Consider the following 20,535-nt stretch of genomic DNA (forward strand, 5'->3'; position numbering starts at 1 on the left):
TCAAATGGTCAAAAGGGGTGACATATATTTTGCAGACTTATCCCCTGTTGTAGGATCAGAACAAGGGGGAGTACGTCCAGTACTAGTCATACAAAATAATTTAGGAAATCATTTTAGTCCGACGATCATCGTAGCGGCGATTACAGCAAAAATGGCTAAGCCAAAATTACCGACACACATAGGAATTAATTCCGAAGAAACTGGGATCGAACGTGACTCAGTCATTTTATTAGAACAGATCCGCACCATTGATAAAATACGATTAAAAGAAAAAGTTTGTCATTTAGGAATAGAAATCATGGATTCTGTTGACCGAGCTTTGGGAGTCAGCGTAGGAATTCATGAAACAGAACTAGAAGAAGAAAATCTTGGTACATATCGTTGAAAGTATCGGGTATTAGTGAAAGAACATAAGACATAGTCGATTTTTGTCAGCAACGCAAAAAAAGATGCCTGAGACAATGAAATTATCCTTGTAGTCACATTGTTACTTACTTATATTGTTATTTTTCATTCTTTAGTAAATAGTCGCCAAAATACTGATACCTACTACAAACATAAGGGAAACAGCTGAAATATAAATGACTTTATTCGATTCCAATAATAAAAAAATACTAAAATTTATCAAGTGAGCGGCTATTTTTATTGACTTTTTCATGCGTTTATAAAAAAAAGTTGGCAATAGCTCAACGTAATGTTACAATAAACTATGTATAATTGGGTGGAAAGTGGATAACTTTCAAAAAAATAGATATATTTAGTGTTTTTTTATTAAGGGATAAAGGAGTTTATATTTGATGACGATTTTCATGTTCGTGTTAGTAGTATTGCTGTTTCTTTTTTTCTGCTATCAGCTTTATGTTCGATTCCAATTGGAGAGCTTGGATTCTGATAGTCCAAAGATGAAACGTAAAATTAACTTTTATAAGTACCAAGAGAACAACCGATCAATATTATTTTTGATGATTGCTGCAATTATTTTTTGCTTAATATTGTTTGGGATATTGTATAATCAAGATGCTTTAAGAAAAGATAATAAAGACTTAGAATTGAAGATAGGAGAAATCAAGGAGGCCAGAGGCGGAGCTTCTGGCGCTGAGATTGAGAGTTACAAAGAAAACACCTTGAAACTGGCCGAATTTCCTTGGAAAAAAGTTGTCGAAAGCCGAGATGCACAAAGTTTAGATAACTACGAACTTTCATTTGTAAGAGATTGGCAGCCCTTTTTTGGTGAAGCAAATGTAACGATCCTGATTAGTCAAAAAACGGAGACATTGACAATTTCAGTCTTTCCAACAGCTTTGACATTTAGTGATTTCCAAACGGCTGAAAAAAATATCGAGCCATTTATCAAAGAATTACAGCCAGTGAAAGAAATCAAAATGATGGATTTTAACTTTACATATCGAGATAAATCAAACAAACTATCTAAAAAATCGATCGTTTACACAAGAGAATTAAAAGACAGTAACTTAGAAAAAGTAGAACTGAACAAATAGAGTAAGAAAGAACAAAAAGACGGGGTGTAAAAGGCATGGCAAAGAGACGGCTAATAAAAAAAATAAATGAAGTTTCCGAAGAAGAATTAACACAAGATGTAGATTTCAATTCAGATAATGAACAACCGCCTGTTAGTGTAACAACTACAAATAATAGCAACCTACTGGCTGAACAAGAACAAGAGATTACGCGCTTAAGAGAATTGATCAAAGAATACAGAATGCAGGAATCTGAATTTGAACAAAACAAAGAAGAAAATTTCCGTTTATCTCAACAAAATAAACAATTAGTAATCAAGGTTGAAAGCAATCAAGATGAACTTGAATTATTGAAAGAGAAGAACGATGAACTAGCAACACAGCTTAATCAAAAAGAAACAGAAATTTTTGAACTGGAAGAAGCAACTGAAGCAGCTGATTCTTCAGAAGAAATCACTCGCTTGAAGGCACAAATCGAAGAACTGAAAAAAGAAAACGTGAGTGGCCAAGAACAGATTGCTTATCTAGAAACGGCACTTATTGAAAAAGATAAAGCATTGGAAACACAAATTCTTGAAAAAGAAAAAGAAATACAGCAGTTAAAAGCTGATTTAGCAGCCCGAGGAACAATCGGAGAAAAACAAGAAGCATTGGAGACGGTGAAGATGGAATTAGAATCATTGAATGAAAAACTTCAAACTACTGATAAAGAAAATCAAGAATTAACACAAAAACTTGCTGATCTTCAAGAACAAATGCGTCGTTTACAACAAGAAAATCAAGAATTGAAAGATAAAGAAATCACTTTATCAACAAATAGTGATGTTTCGGTTGATAACAGCCGCGTTGAAGAATTGAAAAAAGAATTAGAAACAGTTCTAACAGAAAAAAGCGAATTGGAAACAAACCTAGGACGTATCCAAGGCTTAAACGATAAATATTCTATTCAAAAAAATGTGTTTGAATCTGAATTAGCTGGCTTAAGAAGCATCTATAAAGAAAAAGAAGAAGAACTAGAAAACTTAAATGCTGAACTTGAAACAATGCGCAGCATGTCTGCAACAGGCGAAGCTACAGGAAATCAATTAGCTGAACTGTTACAAGCGAAACAACAAATCAACGACCTATTGTTGAAAAATCAATCTTTACAAGAAGAAGCATTGAAATCACAACAAGAGATCGGTGAAGTAATGGTTTCTGCTAAGAAAGAAGCCAATCGTATCATCAGTGAAGCACAAGTTGAAGCAAAACACATGGTCAATTCAGCCGAACTTGAAATGCTGAACATTGGCAATCGTGCGAAAAATATTTCTAATGAAGTAGAAGAGTCTAAAAATGAAGTAATGACGATTTACCGTGAACTAGAAGAACGTTTAAGTAAATTATCACGCTTAGATAAAACTGGAAACTAAACGATCATAAAACAAATGAAGGGAAGAACAATATGAAAAAACGAATCAAAAAAAAACATCTGATACCGTTGGTTTTTTCTATAATATTGTTTAGTACTGCGGGCTATTTCATGTCTGATTCATTAGTATTAGGGGCATCAGTAGGCGGTGAGGCTGGAACTGCACCGGTAGCAGACACAACGACAGTCGCACCTGAATCGGCTCCAGTAGCTCCGGAAGTAGAACAATCTACGGGGGAAACAACCGAAAATAGTGCTACTACCCAAAGCAAAGCAAAAGAAGTTCCTAAAGAAGTCTACGTTGTAAAAGATGGTCAGACGTTATGGGAGATTGCTCAAGATTCTGGCTTATCAGTTCAAACATTAATGAATAAAAATCAGCTTAGTAGTAGCGTCATCGTTGAAGGACAAGAATTAGTATTCGATCGTTAGTGAGAAGTTACAGAGCGGATTTTAGGTGAGCAAAGCAAAACAATAAATGTTTTGCTTTGCTCACTTTTTCAATATAAGAGAAGTCTGTGGAAACTAAGAGGTAGAATTTTCTTCTAGTGAGTTGATTTTTCTTTTGTATGGAAAAATATACAGCAGTCTGTTATTCTTAATGGAGAGTATTAATCGGTATAATGAGGTGTATTATGGATGAAATAATAGAGCGTTTTGAAAGATTAAAACGACAATTAAAAAGGAAATTCAGTAAAAATAATAAATCAAAAAATAAACGTACAAATACGAATAGAAAACGCCCCCAATCAGGAGTCAAAAAGAAACGGCCTCAACCAAGAGAGCGAATTGAACCAACTAGAGAAGAACCAAGAAATAGACCAAGACCAAAAGAAGAACAGATCAGAAACGCAACACCAACGAATAAAAAGCGAAAAAAGAAGAAATTAACGAAGGAAGAGTTTGAGAAAAGAAAAAGAAAAAAAGAAAAGAAAGTATTGTCGAAATCGTTAAATTTATGCTGCCAGTTGTATTGTTTGCCATTTTTGTTTTTTTCTTTATCCTAAATACTTCCCCTCATATGGTTGATGGCGATTCAATGAAGCCAACACTTTTAAATGGTGATCGGGTCATTGTCCGTCGTACGAAGGAACCAAAAAGATATGAGATCATCACATTTAAGCCGCCTGTAAAAAGTGATTTTCAATATGTAAAACGAATTATCGGGATGCCCGGGGACTTAGTTTGGACTGAAGGCAGCGACTTATTCATCAATCATCAAGCTGAAGCTTTGCCAAAAGCCTCAGAATTATCTGCTGCAAATGAATTGCCCGATGGAACGATCAAAGTAAATATCTCTGAGGATAGTTTGGCTCAAATGTCACAATTAAAAAAAATTCCTAAAGGGTATTATTTTGTTTTAGGAGACAACAGAAATAATTCCAGCGACAGTAGAGCTTTTGGTTTAGTCGATGGCCAGGCGATCGAAGGAGTTGTTTCATTCCGATTTGCTCCATTTAACAATATTGGTTGGATTAAATAAAAACGATAATTTTTTATCGTTTTTTTATTTATAATTAATTATTATAAATGATAAAAAGAGCATAAAAAAATCATTATCATTTTATTATTATCATAATTACTATTCTCATTAAATTTACTAGACGCAAAGAAAACAGAGAACATCAAGAGGGAGTTCTCTGTTATAATTTCAGATAGTAGCACAAATCATAAATGCTAGTTATTTTGTATCGATCAACTGAATAATCAGTTTTCGACCTCAGCCATATCATAGCTATTGCCAATGTCGGAAAAAATATAAACTAGTTCTTGTTTTTCAGAAATCAACTCACTGTAAATATTGGAAAGTAAGATATCATAATGACTGTCTTCTTTGAACGCTTCTGCTTTGATTGGGTATTTATGCCCTAAAACATTCGTTAAATGTTGGATAACTAATTCACCGATAGAAGGATTTAGTGAATGATAAACACCGATTGCAATTTTTTCTTCATTTAATTCAGCAATATGATTTAAGATGATCGTATAGTGAATCTCAGTAAATTTATTTTTATAGCTCCCCTTATCGCCATCTTGATCAAACTTTTTAGTAGCGATATCCATTAATTCAAACACTTCATTACCCGAAAATGGATGGCGATGTGCATTAACAATAGATCTTATGGTCCAACTGTCAAAAGGCAGGATGAAACCATCGAAATAATAGAGTTGTGAATGAAGCTGGAACAACAGGTTTTCGATGTAAAGCAATCTAGCTGATGAAGCGTAACTCGAGAGATAGCCTTGTTGCTTTAGGTACTTTAAGATAACTTTATTCATATAATTTAAGTAAGAACTTTCTCTACGTTGTTTTTCAGCCAATCTAAAAGCAAAAGATGAGTTAGGTGAAAAATTATGCATAGAACAAAAAAAGTCATAAAACATGTAAGCTTCATAAATAGTGTATGGACGGTCGATTTTTTTCATATATGTATGTAAGGCTAAATTGATTTCTTCAAATAAAGGACGATCTGGATAATCATAGTTAGGGCTGATGACTGGATTGTATTCACTAGTCAGTCGCCGGAAGGATATTTTCATCCATAATTTTATCTGCAATACCTCAGTTGGATCAAAAACCAAATTAAGAGAATCTTTTAAAATATCCACAAAGCCAAGATATTGATTCGCAGTTTCTTTTTCCAAACTGGTTTTATCTTCAAAAAGAAACCAAAAGAAACTAAAGAAAAAATAGCGGATCTGTTTTTCTTCTCCAAGAAGTTTTCCACGTTTGATTTGTAGGCGAAACTCTTTTAGCAGGTCATTAAGTTCAGTTATTTTGCGATAATAAGTCGCAGAACTGATTGCATAATTCAACTGGAAATAATCGCAAGTCAATTCACCTTTAGTAAATAATTGATTGACCATCTGGAATTTGATTGATTTTTCTAGAAAAAGGACCACAACTTTCTTTAATGGAAAAGTCGGTTGTTTTTTCAAAGAGATATTTTCACCTTGCAGGGTTATTTTTACTTGTTCATTTACATGGTTTTCTTCAAGAAAACTTTGTAAGAAAGACAAATATTCATTTAATGTTGGCAAGCTAATTTGAAATTCACTGACTAGCTCGTTTTTTGTCGCATTGCCTTGATTGTTGTATAAAAATAATAGTATATCATTCATATAATCGAAGGGCTTTTCTAAAAAATCTCGTTTTAGCATAATAGACACCTCACTTTAAGGATACTTGATTCACATGAAAATGGCAATACGCAACTTATAAAAAGAAATTTACTAGTTATTATTATTTAAAAAAAGCGAAATTTTATATATAATGGAATGGAATGTTATTTTTATTTTGTGTTTATATAATTATAACGATGCTCTAGTTGAGTGAAGGGAGAACGAACCTTAGTGAAAGTAGTCATTATCGGAGCCTCACATGGTGGGCTTCATGCCGCATTAACATTAAAAAAATTAAATTCTCAGACTGAGGTAGTGCTAATTGAAAAAAGAAGTGAAATTAGCTTCGTTTCAAGTGGGATCGTTTTGAAAATGAATCAATTAGTCAATGAGTTGGACGAAGTGAGATATCTTACCGTAGAAGAATTGGCTAATAAAGGTGTAGAGGTTTTACTGAATACAGAAGTTACCACCATCAATCCAGATCAAAAGACAATTATCTATGAAGGAGCTTCCCAAACAAAAGGGGAAGTAAATTATGATAAATTGATTCTTGCAACAGGTTCAAATCAATTTTCAACAAATCTGACATTGCCAAGTGAAGAGAAGGTGAAGGTTTTTAAAAGTTATCCCAGTTCCCTAGAAGTATTGGAAAAATTGGAAAAAGCGCAAGCCATTTCAATTATTGGCGGTGGATATATTGGGGTAGAGTTGTGTGATGCGTTAAAAGGACTAGGGAAGGAAGTCCATCTAATCGAAAGTGCGGACTCTGTTCTTTTCCGTTATCTAGATGATGAAATTTCTTCACTGATCAAACAAAAAATTGTAGATTCTGGAGTGAAACTTCATTTAGGCGAAAGTGTGATTGGTTTTTCAGAAATAGAGGAAGAGCTATTTATTACAAAAACAACAAATGAAGAGATCAGAAATGATTGCGTGATCATCGCTGTGAATGCTCGACCAGATACATCTTTAGTCAAAGAATTTTTAGATTTGAATACCAATGGAACGGTTCGTGTCAATGAATATATGCAAACAAGTGATGCTAATATTTATGCTTTAGGAGATGTGATTTCCTATCCTGTGCGTAACAGCTACCGCAAGTCATTTATTCCGTTAGTGAACAATGTGGTAAGAAGTGCTACGGTCGCTGCGATGAACGTCTTAGGTCATACGATGAAATACAATATGACACAAAAAACAACAGCTACTAAAATCTTCAATAACTATGTTGCTAGTACGGGCTTGACGGCAGTCGAAGCAAAATTTGAAGGGCTTGAAGTTGAAAGCATCTTTTTAACGTTACCATGTCAATTACCTTATCTTGAACTTCAAGAAGAAGTACATATTAAAATGGTTTTCGAAAAAGGAACGCACAAATTGATCGGCGGTCAATTGATGTCAGAAAAAGATATCACACAATCAATCAACACGTTATCTTTAGCGATCGATAAAGAGACAACATTAGAAGAATTAGTCACGATGGATTTTTATTTTAATCCAGGAATCAATCAGCCGATGGGCATCATTAGTCGAGCAGCCTATGAATTTCTGATTGGAAAATATAAAGCATAACAGAAGATGAGCTTTGACATAAGGTTGCGCAAAGATCTTTTAGTTTAAGAAAATACGACATATAGTGTACCTGAAGAAGGTTTAATTAGAAATAAAAACAGTGAAACGAAGTCTTTTTTGTTTTACTGTTTTTTATATAGATATTCATTTTTGGAATAAAAAGCAAAATACTACAACTTATTGTTATTTAAGCTTATAATAGAATAAAATTCTAGGAGGCATCGCTGATGAAAGCAGAAGAAAAGAAATTTTATGACTTTATAATGGACCGAACAAAATCGGATCATCAAGAAGACATGAAACATTTGCTAGCAGAATTGATGGAAAGAAAATCAACGGATAAACTTGATAAGATGTATCTTATGAGTGTGGTTCCTAGAGCGCTTTCTTATTTAGATCCTGATTCAGTAAATGAAGTAAAAAAAGTCGTATCAGAGTTTTCAGCAAAACTATAAGCAAAAAAATCAAGACAAGCTGATTCAATCGGATGAGTTTGTCTTTTTTTAGGTGCTGGAAAGTAGCGAATTAAAAGTGGAAAAAATCAGTTAGCCAGTTAGTTAATAAAACCAAAAGGAAATCTCTACGACAGTTTAAGAAACCTGTCGTAGAAATAGACACAAAAAGCATTTTTCATTTGTTATTGATAAAAAAATTATGCTAAAGTATATCAGTCATTAAAAAGAGTGGGTGAGCAGGATGAAACATATAAAAAATACATTGAAGTTATTTAAATTAGATTGGCAACGCATTTTTAAAAACCCAATCGCAACATTTTTGATTATTGCACTGATGATTATTCCATCACTTTATGCATGGTTCAATATCAAAGCTTTGTGGGATCCATATGCGAATACAGGAGAGCTGCCGATCGCAGTATATAGCGATGATCAAGCAGCGACTTTCAAAGACAAAAAAGTTAACATCGGAGAGGAAGTCCTGAAAAATCTCCATGAGAATAAGCAATTGGGCTGGCGCTTTGTCGACTCTAAACAGGAATTAGACAAAGGGGTAAAATCAGGTAAATATTATGCAGGTATTTATTTGCCTAAGGATTTCTCTAAAGACTTATTAAGCTTTACAACAGGAGAGATCACCAAACCTAAAATAGACTATTCCATCAATGAGAAAATCAACGCGATCGCACCAAAAATCGCTGAAAAAGGCGCATCTTCTTTACAAGCGCAAATCACAGACGAATTTACTAAGACAGCAAGTAGCACTCTCGTTGGTGTTTTCAATGACATTGGCTATAATTTAGATTCTAATTTAGTTAGTATCACTAAAGTAAAAGACATGATTCTTTCAACCGATGAGAATATTGACCAAATCGATAAGTATACGCAAGAAGTTGTTGCGCTACACGGCAAAATGCCAGAATTGAAAACGAAATTGGCCAAGGCTAATGAATTTGTCGATTATTTACCCCAAGTCGATGCTTTGGGTGCAAAACTAGTCGATTTAAATGATAAGATGCCGACGATCAAGGAACAAGCAAAAGTTATTTTAACCTTGCAAGAGAAAATTCCAGAAATTCAAAATGCCGGAAAACAATTAGCAATGATCGATGAAGATTTTGCATCAGTCGAACAAACGATGACTGAAGGAATCAATGAAGCCAAACAAGGTTTAACGATTATTCAGCAAGTTCAAACAGCATTACCAGACATTGAAAAACTTGGCAACCAAGCAGATCAATTAGCGACTGCAACGAACGAAGGTGCAGTAAAACTACAAGAAGCACTACCAAGTATTACAAGTAGTATCAAAGTAACTTTAGAGTCTGTTCAAACAATCGGTTCAAATGTATCAGCTATAGCAGGACAAATCGATCAATTGTTAGCAGACAACGAATTGACACCAGAAGAACGTGCAGCATTAAAACAACTGCTGCAGCAATTTAGCGACAGCCTAGGGAAGCAACAAGCAGCGATCGACCAGTTAGCCGTGATGTTGACAGATATTCAAAATTCATCAGGAAATCAAGAGCTTCAACCGATCATTGATAACCTAAATAATCTTAGTACCTTGATTAGTGGCTTAAAAGCTCGAGTAGATAGTATCGATGCAGACTCGATCTCTGTTGATCAGCTAAGAGCTGTTTTAGGTGAAATTGAAAGTATGGCCAGTAACATTGCTTCAATAGCAGGCAGTATCAATGTCGATGCAGTTGCAACGGATGTAAAGGATATTTTGACTAAACTGATCAATACGATATCAACAGCGCAAGGACTACTCAATCAAGCGAAACAAATCGATTTTACTTCTCTACTAAGTTCCACAGAGGCAACTGTGTCTAATGCAATCGGCATCTTAGAAAAATACCAAGCAGAATTACCAGCGATCAAACAAGAAGTTCATGATGCAAATGTATTACTGAACGGTCATATGGAGACGATTGTGAATGGTATTAACAAAGGGGCAGAACTCTATAATAATGAATTACCTATTATAGATGAAAAACTCGGCTTAGCAGCAGATTTTATTAAAAATGATTATCCAGGAATCAAAGAAAATATCACAGGGACTTTAAAAACGGTCAATGAAAAAATGCCGGATTTAGAAGATGCTTTAAACAAAGCGAATGATTTAGTTCAAAACGATTGGCCTAATATCAAAATAGGGCTTCATAAAGCGGCTGAAGCGATCCGCAAAGGCGAAAAGGATGTTGATCTTGGGCAAGTGATAAAATTGCTTAAATTAGACGCAAATGCGGAAAGTGACTTCTTTGCTAAACCAGTTGAAGTTTCTGAAAATAAAATTTATCCAATTGCCAACAATGGGTCAGCAAGTACCCCATTTTATACAGCACTTTGTCTGTGGGTCGGGGCAGTATTATTTTCAAGTGTGGCGACGACCGATTTCTATTTAGATGAAAAAGACCGTGGAAAATACTCTAAACGAGAACAATTTTCAGCAAGAATGTTAACATTCTTAGTTATGGGACTAGCTCAAGGATTGATCGTTACTCTAGGAAACTATTTTTTATTAGGCGTAGATGTAAGACAACCATTTTATAGTGTCTTGTTCGCATTGTTGATCGCTTTTGCCTTTATGATGATGGTCTATGTGCTCGTAGCATTGTTTGGGAATGTCGGAAAAGGTGCGGCGATCATTATCCTAGTCTTGTCTATTTCCGGCGGTGGAGGAAATTATCCGATCCAAGTCTCTGGTAAATTCTTCCAGCTTATCAATCCGTTTTTACCGTTCACACATGCGGTGAATTTACTGCGGGAATCAGCTGGCGGGATTTATTGGCCGAACGCTTGGAAGGCGATCATCATCTTGACATGTATTTCGATTGTTTTCTGTGTACTAGGGATTCTTTTGTATCCTTATATCGAAGAAAAAACGAAAAAATTAGCGAAGGTTTCACATGAGAGCCATATTTTCCATTAAAAAATAATAAGATGAACAAGAAAGCTGGGATACGACTCATAGAGTTATGTTCCAGCTTTGTTTTTGCGTCTATTTCTGAAGGGGAGTCACTTCAAGGTATCCCTAACAAAAAAACAAATGAGTCCAATCAATCAACTTGGGTCTTTCTAAACAATAAAAAGTCACTAAAAAAAGCACTATTTTACTATACAAATCCGTGAAATCATTTTATAGTCTTAAGATATGCTAAAAAACGAGGTAGGGATTACAGATGATAAATTTTTTAATAAATCGTTTTGAAAAAAGACAACAAAAAAATTCGGATATTCGGACAGGATTTGGGATTTTTGCTGGAATTGTTGGCTTAATATCCAATCTACTGCTTTTTGTCAGTAAACTATTGATTGGATTGATTTCTGGTAGTGTGTCGATCATGGCAGATGCAATGAATAATTTGTCAGATACAGTGTCGTCGGTTTTGACCTTGGTTGGTTTTTACATTTCTGGGAAACCAGCAGATAAAGAACATCCATATGGACATGAGCGTTTTGAATATATTAGTGGTATGTTGGTTTCATTATTGATCACATTTGTCGGCTTTCAATTTTTTATGACATCGATCGAACGAATCAAAGATCCGCAAAGTATTAAGGTAACGCCTGTCATCTTGATCGTGTTGTTATTATCTATCTTAATCAAAGTCTGGCAAAGTGTTTTTTATCAGCGTGTTGCCAAAAAGATCGATTCTAATACGCTTATTGCTACAGCCAAGGACAGCTTAAATGATGTGTTTACAACCATTGCTGTTTTAGTATCGGCAACGGTTGAAGGAATGACTGGATTAAAAATTGATGGAATTGTCGGCTTGCTGATAGCATGTTACATTATTTTCAGCGGCTTACAGTTGATCCGAGAATTTGTAAATGAGTTGATGGGGCTAAGACCAGATCAAGCTGCTATTGATGAGATGAAGCTATATTTATCATCGGTTTCAGAGATTATCGGTTACCACGATCTGTTGATCCATCAGTATGGTCCAAATAAAACCTTTGCTTCTGTGCATATTGAAATTGACGACCGCTGGGATTTAACACAAGCGCATGAAACGATCGACGGGATTGAAAAGAGTTTTAAAGAGAAATTAGGTGTGGATCTGGTTTGCCATATTGATCCTGTGAACTTGCATGACCAAAGACAGCAATTTATTCATCAAGAGCTTAAAAAAATCATTAAGGGAATCAACGGTGAATTAAGAGGACACGATATTCGCCTAGTGGACCATGGTGAGAAGCCCCGTATTTTATTTGATTTGGTTGTTCCTAACCATTTTAAAGCAACAGATCAAGAATTAAAGATTCGCATTCAAGAGCAAGTCTATAGAAAAATTGGGGATTACATGGTGGACATCGTTTTTGATCACAATTATCTTCTTTAAATATATGCAAATAAAGATAGAAAAAACATATTAACCAAAAATTTTCTCAAAAAAATGTATAAAACTAGCTGTTTTAACTAAAAAGATGAAAAAATATAGCTCTCTAACGTGGTAACATAGGTATTGAATGTTAGGGGGAGTTAAAAGGATGGATGAAAACTTACTGCTTGTTTTATATTTTTTTGTTGTGATTATCGTTGTTTTAACATTAGTTATAGTCAGAGATAAACAGTTTTTGCGAAGTCTACTGAACAAAAAAGATTCACAGCAAGAAGAAATCACGGAGCTGATGTTAGAAAAAGTCCGTTTGAAACATATAATCAAGATGCAAGATGAAACGATTGCGCATATGCTGAGCACAACTACACGGATCGGGATCAATTATTCAGAAAAGAATATGCAAGAAGAGCCAATCGTACAGGAGTGGGATCTAGACCAGTATGAGAGCATGAATCGAGAGTATTACCATTCATAAAAAAGAATCAATAATCAAAACCAAAGTGATTGAAAGAGTGCGTGATAGTTCTCTTTCAGTTACTTTTTTGTTTTCAAAGTGAAAGCCCGTCGTTCGCTAATTTCTTCTTGAATGTGGAGCGATAAAACCATATACTAAAACTGAAAAGAGGGATGCTATGTGGAAGCTCAATTGATTGTACTTGGCTTTGTTGGACTGATTACTTTGATTATCACAGCAATGGAGATTTACAACCGCTTAAAATTAAGAGCGATGGTCAAAAGTAAGTGGGGTGCTTTTCCTAGTGCTCGTTTTTTTGATAAAGAAAAAAGTTTAAAAGAAGCGTGGAAGCAGGCTAAAGAATATCGAACGTATGATAGTGAGATTGATGATATTACTTGGTATGATTTAGATGGGTTTGCTTTGTTTGAACGAATCAATGCAACCTATTCAAGTGTAGGTTCAGAGGCGTTGTATCAGCGGCTACGAAATTTCAATTTCTCTGAAAAAAGCCATGAGCGTTTGGAGCTATTGATTGAGTATTATCAGCAAAATCCTGCTATCAGGGAAAACATCCAATTTCAATTTGCTTGTTTAGGCAAAAAAGATAGCAATCATGTGGAAAGCTATTTGAGTGAAACAAGAAGTCAAAAATTGCCGAATACTAAATTGTATTTATGTTTAGGCTTGTTACCGCTCGTTGCATTGGTTTTGTTCGTGCTATTTCCATCCACACTGCCGATTTTACTATTGTTAGGATCGATTTTATTCAATGTTGTTTATTATATGGTAAAAAAGGAAAAACTGCAGCGTGAATTGGCTTCAATGGGGTATTTGGTCCAATCGGTAGCTTGTGCAAAGAAATTAGCGAAAATAAATACCCCCTTTCAAGAAGAGCTGACGAAAAATCTCAAGCCGCTTGCTTCAATGACAAAATTCGGTATTTCTTTTAGAATGAAGTCTAACAGTGATGCTGAGTTGATGTTTGATTATTTAGCTATGATTTTTATGCTGCCGTTTATTTCGTATAATTTTGTTTTGGCAAAATTAAAAAACTACGAGAATCAGGCCAAAGAGATGTGGCGTTTGCTTGGTGAATTGGAAGTGGCTGCTGCTGTGTTGAATTTTAGAACAGTGATGCCTGATACCAGCCAGCCCATTTTTTCTGAGGATATTCAAGTACTAGGAGAAGAAGTGTATCATCCCTTATTGGCAACACCAGTGCCAAATGATGTGAATTGGGTCAAAAACACCCTTGTAACAGGTTCTAATGCCTCAGGCAAGTCAACCTATGTCAAGAGTGTAGCAATCAGCTGTATCCTATCTGAAACGATCCATACAGCTTTAGCAACCAAGTTTCAACTGCCGTTTGGACATGTGTTAACTTCGATGGCGGTCGAAGACGATATTTTTGAAGGAGATAGCTATTTTGTTGCAGAAACGAAATCGGTCAAACGGGTGCTGGACTTCGTCGAAACAGGCGTGCCGTGCTTATGTTTTATTGATGAAATCCTAAAAGGGACAAATACAATTGAACGAATAGCAGCATCGTCCAGTATAGTTGATTGGCTAAAGTCCTATCCATCACTAGCTTTTGTTGCAACACATGATATCGAGTTGACAGAAATTTTAAAAGAATCATGCTCAAATGTTCATTTTGAAGAACAAGTGACCGAAGAACAAGGAGTGACGTTTGATTATTATTTGAGGGAAGGGCCTTCTACTACTAGAAATGCAATTCAACTGTTACATGTATTGAATTATCCTAAAATGGTCGTTGAGCAAGCGAAAAAAGAAGCTGATTATTTTGATGAACATCGTACTTGGCAAACACTAGAATAATTAAAAGACAAGGCTAGACATAGATAGAAGTTGTTTCTATTTCTATTGTATATATGAATTCCAGGTGATCAGGGGATGACTCGAAGAGTTATGAGCTGATCACCTCTTTTTGGTTGGGAAACTAAGGTAGGACGAAATATTTTTTTTGACAACATAATCTTGCTAAAATGGAGAAAAGTTACAGTCTAAGAGTTTCTTTAATAGATAAAGAGGAGGGAATAAATAGTTGAATAGTTTAACAGGTAAATAATTGACAAACGTAATTTAGAAGCGTAGCATATGTGATTGTTTGCGAAAAAAACATACTTTTTCTGAAAATGAAGCAGAAAAAAATAGAGAAAGGGAGAGTAAAAAGTGGACTATTTAAAACGACTGTTTATCGGAAAACCGTTAAAATCTACTGAAAATGATGAGCATAAGCTGAGTCGATTTGCAGCGCTGGCGTTATTATCATCCGATGCATTATCTTCAATTGCTTATGGTACAGAACAAATCGTAGTTGTACTTGTTACACTATCCGCGGCTGCCATCTGGTATTCGTTACCGATTGCTGCTTTTGTTATTATTTTGCTTATTTCATTAACCTTATCTTATCGGCAAATTATTCATGCGTATCCTCATGGCGGCGGAGCCTATGTTGTCAGTAGTGAGAATCTAGGGAAGAATGCAGGGTTAGTAGCTGGTGGCTCGTTGTTGGTTGATTATATGTTGACCGTTGCTGTTTCAGTTTCAGCCGGAGCTGAGGCGATTATTTCAGCAGTACCTGCTTTGTACGGTCACCAGGTGGCGATTTCGATCGTTATTGTTTTATTGATCATGCTGATGAATTTGCGGGGATTAAGAGAGTCTGCTAGCTTTTTGATGTTTCCTGTCTATAGTTTTATTGCAGTCATTACATTATTGATCGCAACAGGTTTATTTAAGATCGTTACGGGTGCCGTACCATTACATGCAACGGCAATACCCGGGACAGTTGTGCCCGGCATTACAATTGCCTTGATTTTACGAGCATTTTCTTCTGGTTCGTCTTCATTGACAGGGGTGGAAGCCATCAGTAATGCGGTGCCTTTTTTCAAAAAGCCTAGGGCAAAAAATGCTGCTGGGACATTGACCTGGATGGCTGGAATATTAGGCTTTTTCTTTGTTGGGATCACGTTCATAAACTATTGGTATGGAATCGTTCCTCAAACAGAGGTGACTGTGTTAGCTCAGATTGGAAAGGCAGTCTTTGGACAGAATATCCTTTATTATGTTCTGCAATTCGCAACAGCCTTGATTTTAGCTGTTGCTGCTAATACAGGATTTTCAGCTTTTCCTGTGCTAGCCTATAATTTAGCAAAAGATAAATTTATGCCGCATATGTATATGGATCGTGGAGATCGTTTGGGGTATTCAAATGGGATCTTGACATTGGCTGCTGGGTCTGTAGTGTTGTTATTGATCTTTCAAGGCTCGACTGAACGCTTGATTCCGCTTTACTCGATTGGTGTATTTATTCCATTTGCGTTATCTCAAACAGGAATGGTCATTAAATGGCGGAAAGAGACTGAAAAGTGGTTGTCAAAATCGATAGCTAACATTGTGGGAGCATTCATTTCTTATGCGATCATCGTTATTTTATTCATGTATCGTTTAGGGGATATCTGGCCGTTCTTCATTATTATGCCTGTGTTGATTTTTGTTTTTTACAGTATTCATGCTCATTATCAAAATGTTGCAGAACAACTGCGCTTAGAAGAAACTGTTAAGCAGCAGGAATTTTATGGGAACACAGTCATCGTTCTAGTAGGTAATGCAACTCAAGCGAATGTGGGAGCGGTCAATTATGCTCGCTCAATTGGCGATTACGTGGTTGCGATGCATGTGTCATTAGATGAAAATGTCAAAAAAGAAAAGGAAATCGAAGCGGAATTTAAACAACATTTTCCCGATATTCGTTTTTCAGTCGTTCATTCGTCTTATCGGTCGATCACGAATCCAATTCTCCGTTATGTCGATTTGGTGAGTAAGAATTCAGCAAAACGAAATTATACAACGACGGTCTTGATTCCCCAGTTTGTCCCTAATCGCCGCTGGCAAAATATCTTGCATAATCAAACGAGTTTGCGTTTACGTCTACGATTATCTTGGCGAGAGAATATTGTTGTGGCAACGTATAGTTATCATTTGAAGAAGTGATAGAAAAAGCTGTGTAATCAACGATTAAAACTGAAGAATTATTTGGTAATAAGGAAAGACAAATAATTGAAAGCTATAACTTAATAAAACGACCTTCACGACTATTTTGCAGTTAGTTTGCAGAAAAGTCGTGAAGGTCGTTCTTTAATTATCTAATTTACTTACAAAACAAGGAATGCTTTCTGGTTAAAAAGACAAAAGAGTAAGCTGTCTAAATATCAATTTGCTGAATGTTTACTCGCTGGATCTAAGCGGCGTTCGATCATGCCTAATACCCAGTCTGTAATGATCGCCATCAAGCAGTCGGTAAAGCACCAACAAGAATAATCGCTGTACCGTCTGTTGCATTGGTTCCGCGAATAATGATATCACCAAGACCGCCAGCACCAACAAAAGCACCGATCGCTGTGATTCCGATCGCCACAACTAAGGCATTGCGAATCCCAGCCATGATTACAGAAACGGATAGCGGCAATTCCACCATATAAAGACGTTGCCATTTCGTCATACCCATTCCTTTACCTACATCTAAAATATTTCGGTCGACTTGGATCATGCCAGTGTAGGTATTTTTGATGATCGGTAAAAGAGAATAGAGAAAGACTGTAACAATCACAGTATTAACTCCAAGACCAAGGCCCAGCATCAAGATCGAAAGCATAGCAAGGGATGGAACAGTTTGGATCAGGTTAGCAATACTAACGACCCAACCAGCCATCTTTCTTCTGCGAGCGATGAAAATACCAATTGGAATGCCGATGATTGCAGCAAATAATACACCGTAAATGGAAATTAGAAAATGCCGAACAAACTGACTTAATACATAACTGCCGTTTTGCTCAAAATAATAGAAAAACTGCTGCAGTAAATTCATATCTTGTAAATTCTGCATTATTTTCCACCTCCTTCAGATTCGAAGAAATGGTGTTCTTTTAAGAAATTATCAGCAACAGTTGCAGGTTCCATTAAATCGTTGTCCGCTTGATAATTTAGTTTTTGCATGGTTTCTGTTGAAATTTTTCCTGATAGCTTAGCAAGGACATCCTTCAATTCAGGATGTTTCTTTAAGACTTCATCTGTTGCAACAGCACAGGCATCGTAAGGTGGGAAGAAGTGCAGATCATCTTCTAAAATAACCAGATCATAGCTGCCGATTCGACCATCTGTTGAATAACCTAAAACAACATCCATCTTGTTAGCCGCAACAGCATCATAAACTAAACCGATCTGCATCGGAAAAACACGTTTAAAGTCAAAACCATAAGTTTCAGTAAAGCCCTTATAGCCATCTCCTTTGCGGTCGATCCAAGAAGTATCCACACCTGCAGTTAATTGATCACCAACTTTTTTTAGATCACTGATGGTTTTCAAATTATATTTTTTAGCGGTTTCTTGAGTAACCATGAAGGCATACGTATTGGCAAATCCATAAGAATTGAACCATTTTTGCTGAAATCTTTTTTGAAATTCAGATTGTACAACATCAAAGGCTTTTTTTGGTTCCTTGATCGGCTCTAGATTCAACGTAGTAGTCAAATCAGTTCCGGTATAGCGAGCAGCTGAAATTTGCGCATCGCCATTCATCATCGCTTGATGGTTGATTGTAGTTGTAGCTAAGTTGTTGATAATCGTAGTTTTTTCATCGGTATAATGTTCGATCATTCCAGCAACTAAACTCGCTAATATTTGCGCTTCAGAGGTAATTCCTCCAGTAATGGAAATGGTCGAGTCATCTGAGTTAGAAGCTAGTCCAGGCAAAGAACAGCCTGATAATAACAAGACACTACAAAATGCGATAAAGAACAATTTTAATTTTTGCTTCATGCTTATTCCGCCTCCCTTAATGCTTTAGGCGTTAATTTTTTCTCCAACAGGCCTAATAATAAGTCCGCTGCTAAAGCCAAAATAGTAACAGGGATCGTTCCAGCGAAAATTAGATCTGGCTGATAATTGTTTAACCCGCTGAAAATAAAATCTCCAAGCCCGCCGGCACCGATATAAGAGGCTAACGTTGCCCAAGCGATAACATATACAGCTGCTAATCGAATCCCTGCCATGATGGTCGGCATTGCAATTGGTAGTTCTACCATGAAAATCGACTGTACATTGGTCATGCCCATGCCTTTGGCTGCATCTTTATAGTTAGGATCGACTTCTTTGATCCCGATATACGTATTTCGTAAAATAGGTAACAAGGAGTAAATAAACAATGCGATGATCGCTGGAATTTTTCCAACGCCAAAAATTGGAATCATTAGGGCGAGCAAAGCTAGAGAAGGTACGGTTTGTAGCGCACTGGTTAAACCGATGACGATTGCTGCCGTTCTTTTGGTTCTTGTCAATAAAATCCCGATCGGGACTGCAAACAAAATGCCTAAAATGAGTGCTACACTAGAGATAAAAATATGTTCTCCGATTTTAGTAACAAGTTCATTTCCTCTTTCTAAAAGAAACTGATTCATTTTCTTACACCCCCGCTTGAGGTTGTGGCGCATCTGTTGCTTCTGTTTCACTTGGAGCGTCTTCTGGTGTTTCTTCTTCACCCCAGATAACGTCGTAAACAATATCTACTAAAGAAGCACGAGTTAAAATACCAACGACTTTTTGTTGATCATCCACAACAGGGACATATTTTAAACCACGTTTTAAAATTCGTTGTAACGTGTCGCGTAATAAAGAAGATTTCTTTACAAAGAATACTTTTGGATTCATGATATCACTGACACTTGTAGCAGCTTTTCTGCGACGGTCAAGCGTTTCAACATCGATAAAACCTTTTAATACACCTGTTCCATCGACAACTAGCAGTGTATCAACACGTTTTTCTCTCATTAGTTTGATCGCTTCTGATAATGATTTTTCTGGTGTGATCGTGATCGCGTTATTTAGCATCACTTCACCAACTGTTGTGATATCTGGTTTCGCTTGAATCAAGCGGTCTTCTCCGATCAACTCTTCAACAAACTCATTGACTGGATGACGTAAAATATTATCTGGTGTATCAAACTGAATAACTTTTCCTTCACTCATAATAGCAATTCGATTAGCTAATTTTAATGCTTCATCCATATCATGTGTAACGAAAACAATAGTTTTCCCTAAACGTTCCTGCAAATCTTTTACTAAATCTTGTAAAGAGTCTCTGGTGATCGGATCAAGCGCCCCGAAAGGTTCATCCATCAAAATAATATCTTGATTTGCTGCAAGAGCTCGAACAACTCCGATTCGTTGTTGTTGACCACCGGAAAGTTCATTTGGATAACGATCCAACATTTCTCTTGGTAATTCAACTAGATCGATCATTTTTTCAGCAATTTTATTCCGTTCTTCTACATCAACTTTTAATAACTTTGGTACTAATACGATATTTTCTCTGATGGTCATATGCGGCATCAAGCCAATACTTTGAATAACATAACCAATTTTTCGGCGTAATTCGACTGGATTGATGGTTTGAATATCTTCCCCATTGATCAAGATTTTTCCTTTTGATGGATCAGTCATTCGATTAATCATCCGCATAGAAGTTGTTTTACCACTACCACTGGTTCCGATAAAGCAGATAAATTCACCTTTATCAAAAGACAGATTGATGTCATCTACAGCGATTTTGCCGCCTTTGTAAATTTTTGAAACATGTTGAAATTCGATCAACTTTCTCACC

The 20,535-nt window shown here is 36.0% G+C and carries 17 protein-coding genes and 1 pseudogene; 13 read left to right on the forward strand and 5 right to left on the reverse strand.

Going from position 1 to position 20,535, the window contains the following annotated elements; all coding sequences use genetic code 11:
- Positions 1 to 4: 4 nt before the first annotated feature.
- The 6 genes from V192_RS0115105 to lepB all read left to right on the forward strand — a co-directional run bounded on the left by V192_RS0115105 (position 5) and on the right by lepB (position 4,372).
- Positions 5 to 385 (forward strand): type II toxin-antitoxin system PemK/MazF family toxin, encoded by a 381-nt coding sequence (locus tag V192_RS0115105; protein WP_025873176.1) that lies wholly within the window; start codon positions 5 to 7, stop codon positions 383 to 385.
- A gap of 517 nt (positions 386 to 902) precedes the next feature.
- Entirely contained in the window at positions 903 to 1,499 is a 597-nt protein-coding gene (locus V192_RS0115110) for a hypothetical protein (protein WP_239644705.1), read from the forward strand.
- Positions 1,500 to 1,534: 35 nt separating this feature from the next.
- The gene (locus V192_RS0115115; protein ID WP_025873178.1) at positions 1,535 to 2,890 is read left to right on the forward strand and encodes a coiled-coil domain-containing protein; all 1,356 of its coding nucleotides are present in this window, start codon (positions 1,535 to 1,537) and stop codon (positions 2,888 to 2,890) included.
- A gap of 32 nt (positions 2,891 to 2,922) precedes the next feature.
- Complete coding sequence (locus tag V192_RS0115120; RefSeq protein WP_025873179.1) at positions 2,923 to 3,321, forward strand: LysM peptidoglycan-binding domain-containing protein; 399 nt, start codon at positions 2,923 to 2,925, stop codon at positions 3,319 to 3,321.
- A 203-nt stretch (positions 3,322 to 3,524) separates the two neighbouring features.
- Positions 3,525 to 3,896 (forward strand): hypothetical protein, encoded by a 372-nt coding sequence (locus V192_RS22405; RefSeq protein WP_025873180.1) that lies wholly within the window; start codon positions 3,525 to 3,527, stop codon positions 3,894 to 3,896.
- A complete protein-coding gene (gene lepB / locus V192_RS22410) occupies positions 3,848 to 4,372 on the forward strand; it encodes a signal peptidase I (protein ID WP_025873181.1) in 525 nt (174 codons plus the stop codon). The genes V192_RS22405 and lepB overlap by 49 nt, the downstream gene beginning before the upstream one ends.
- Before the next feature lie 224 nt (positions 4,373 to 4,596).
- Here lepB and V192_RS20390 read toward each other — a convergent pair whose 3' ends face one another.
- Positions 4,597 to 6,051 (reverse strand): AcpB/EbpR/MafR family transcriptional regulator, encoded by a 1,455-nt coding sequence (locus V192_RS20390; protein ID WP_239644706.1) that lies wholly within the window; start codon positions 6,049 to 6,051, stop codon positions 4,597 to 4,599.
- 192 nt (positions 6,052 to 6,243) lie between these two features.
- Between V192_RS20390 and V192_RS0115140 the strand changes: the two genes are divergently transcribed.
- The 7 genes from V192_RS0115140 to V192_RS0115170 all read left to right on the forward strand — a co-directional run bounded on the left by V192_RS0115140 (position 6,244) and on the right by V192_RS0115170 (position 16,871).
- Positions 6,244 to 7,587 (forward strand): FAD-dependent oxidoreductase, encoded by a 1,344-nt coding sequence (locus tag V192_RS0115140; protein WP_025873182.1) that lies wholly within the window; start codon positions 6,244 to 6,246, stop codon positions 7,585 to 7,587.
- Positions 7,588 to 7,814: 227 nt separating this feature from the next.
- On the forward strand, positions 7,815 to 8,042 hold the full coding sequence (locus tag V192_RS0115145; protein ID WP_025873183.1) for a hypothetical protein: 228 nt from the start codon (positions 7,815 to 7,817) through the stop codon (positions 8,040 to 8,042).
- Positions 8,043 to 8,283: 241 nt separating this feature from the next.
- Positions 8,284 to 10,983: a YhgE/Pip domain-containing protein gene (locus V192_RS0115150; RefSeq protein ID WP_025873184.1), complete on the forward strand. Its 2,700-nt coding sequence runs from the start codon at positions 8,284 to 8,286 to the stop codon at positions 10,981 to 10,983.
- A gap of 250 nt (positions 10,984 to 11,233) precedes the next feature.
- Positions 11,234 to 12,397: a cation diffusion facilitator family transporter gene (locus V192_RS0115155; RefSeq protein ID WP_025873185.1), complete on the forward strand. Its 1,164-nt coding sequence runs from the start codon at positions 11,234 to 11,236 to the stop codon at positions 12,395 to 12,397.
- A 148-nt stretch (positions 12,398 to 12,545) separates the two neighbouring features.
- Complete coding sequence (locus V192_RS0115160; RefSeq protein WP_025873186.1) at positions 12,546 to 12,872, forward strand: hypothetical protein; 327 nt, start codon at positions 12,546 to 12,548, stop codon at positions 12,870 to 12,872.
- Positions 12,873 to 13,091: 219 nt separating this feature from the next.
- Complete coding sequence (locus V192_RS0115165; protein ID WP_082266060.1) at positions 13,092 to 14,693, forward strand: MutS-related protein; 1,602 nt, start codon at positions 13,092 to 13,094, stop codon at positions 14,691 to 14,693.
- A gap of 354 nt (positions 14,694 to 15,047) precedes the next feature.
- A complete protein-coding gene (locus tag V192_RS0115170) occupies positions 15,048 to 16,871 on the forward strand; it encodes an APC family permease (protein ID WP_025873188.1) in 1,824 nt (607 codons plus the stop codon).
- A 218-nt stretch (positions 16,872 to 17,089) separates the two neighbouring features.
- Here V192_RS0115170 and V192_RS20395 read toward each other — a convergent pair.
- The 4 genes and pseudogenes from V192_RS20395 to V192_RS0115190 form a co-directional block, all read right to left on the reverse strand.
- A pseudogene (locus V192_RS20395) lies at positions 17,090 to 17,763 on the reverse strand (ABC transporter permease).
- On the reverse strand, positions 17,763 to 18,695 hold the full coding sequence (locus V192_RS0115180) for an osmoprotectant ABC transporter substrate-binding protein (protein WP_025873189.1): 933 nt from the start codon (positions 18,693 to 18,695) through the stop codon (positions 17,763 to 17,765). Before V192_RS0115180 ends, V192_RS20395 begins: the two are co-directional and overlap by 1 nt.
- Before the next feature lie 2 nt (positions 18,696 to 18,697).
- Positions 18,698 to 19,333: an ABC transporter permease gene (locus V192_RS0115185; RefSeq protein WP_025873190.1), complete on the reverse strand. Its 636-nt coding sequence runs from the start codon at positions 19,331 to 19,333 to the stop codon at positions 18,698 to 18,700.
- Positions 19,334 to 19,337: 4 nt separating this feature from the next.
- Complete coding sequence (locus tag V192_RS0115190) at positions 19,338 to 20,525, reverse strand: betaine/proline/choline family ABC transporter ATP-binding protein (RefSeq protein ID WP_025873191.1); 1,188 nt, start codon at positions 20,523 to 20,525, stop codon at positions 19,338 to 19,340.
- Positions 20,526 to 20,535 lie beyond the last annotated feature (10 nt).

The organism is Enterococcus crotali, assembly GCF_000633635.1.
GTDB classification, from domain to species: domain Bacteria; phylum Bacillota; class Bacilli; order Lactobacillales; family Enterococcaceae; genus Enterococcus_L; species Enterococcus_L crotali.

What these genes read in the sequence shown, in the direction of transcription:
- V192_RS0115105 (WP_025873176.1), top strand. Translation starts at nt 5, where the DNA reads ATGGTCAAAAGGGGTGACATATATTTTGCAGACTTATCCCCTGTTGTA.
- V192_RS0115110 (WP_239644705.1), top strand. Translation starts at nt 903, where the DNA reads ATGAAACGTAAAATTAACTTTTATAAGTACCAAGAGAACAACCGATCA.
- V192_RS0115115 (WP_025873178.1), top strand. Translation starts at nt 1,535, where the DNA reads ATGGCAAAGAGACGGCTAATAAAAAAAATAAATGAAGTTTCCGAAGAA.
- V192_RS0115120 (WP_025873179.1), top strand. Translation starts at nt 2,923, where the DNA reads ATGAAAAAACGAATCAAAAAAAAACATCTGATACCGTTGGTTTTTTCT.
- V192_RS22405 (WP_025873180.1), top strand. Translation starts at nt 3,525, where the DNA reads ATGGATGAAATAATAGAGCGTTTTGAAAGATTAAAACGACAATTAAAA.
- lepB (WP_025873181.1), top strand. Translation starts at nt 3,848, where the DNA reads ATGCTGCCAGTTGTATTGTTTGCCATTTTTGTTTTTTTCTTTATCCTA.
- V192_RS20390 (WP_239644706.1), bottom strand. Translation starts at nt 6,051, where the DNA reads ATGCTAAAACGAGATTTTTTAGAAAAGCCCTTCGATTATATGAATGAT.
- V192_RS0115145 (WP_025873183.1), top strand. Translation starts at nt 7,815, where the DNA reads ATGAAAGCAGAAGAAAAGAAATTTTATGACTTTATAATGGACCGAACA.
- V192_RS0115150 (WP_025873184.1), top strand. Translation starts at nt 8,284, where the DNA reads ATGAAACATATAAAAAATACATTGAAGTTATTTAAATTAGATTGGCAA.
- V192_RS0115155 (WP_025873185.1), top strand. Translation starts at nt 11,234, where the DNA reads ATGATAAATTTTTTAATAAATCGTTTTGAAAAAAGACAACAAAAAAAT.
- V192_RS0115160 (WP_025873186.1), top strand. Translation starts at nt 12,546, where the DNA reads ATGGATGAAAACTTACTGCTTGTTTTATATTTTTTTGTTGTGATTATC.
- V192_RS0115165 (WP_082266060.1), top strand. Translation starts at nt 13,092, where the DNA reads ATGGAGATTTACAACCGCTTAAAATTAAGAGCGATGGTCAAAAGTAAG.
- V192_RS0115180 (WP_025873189.1), bottom strand. Translation starts at nt 18,695, where the DNA reads ATGAAGCAAAAATTAAAATTGTTCTTTATCGCATTTTGTAGTGTCTTG.
- V192_RS0115185 (WP_025873190.1), bottom strand. Translation starts at nt 19,333, where the DNA reads ATGAATCAGTTTCTTTTAGAAAGAGGAAATGAACTTGTTACTAAAATC.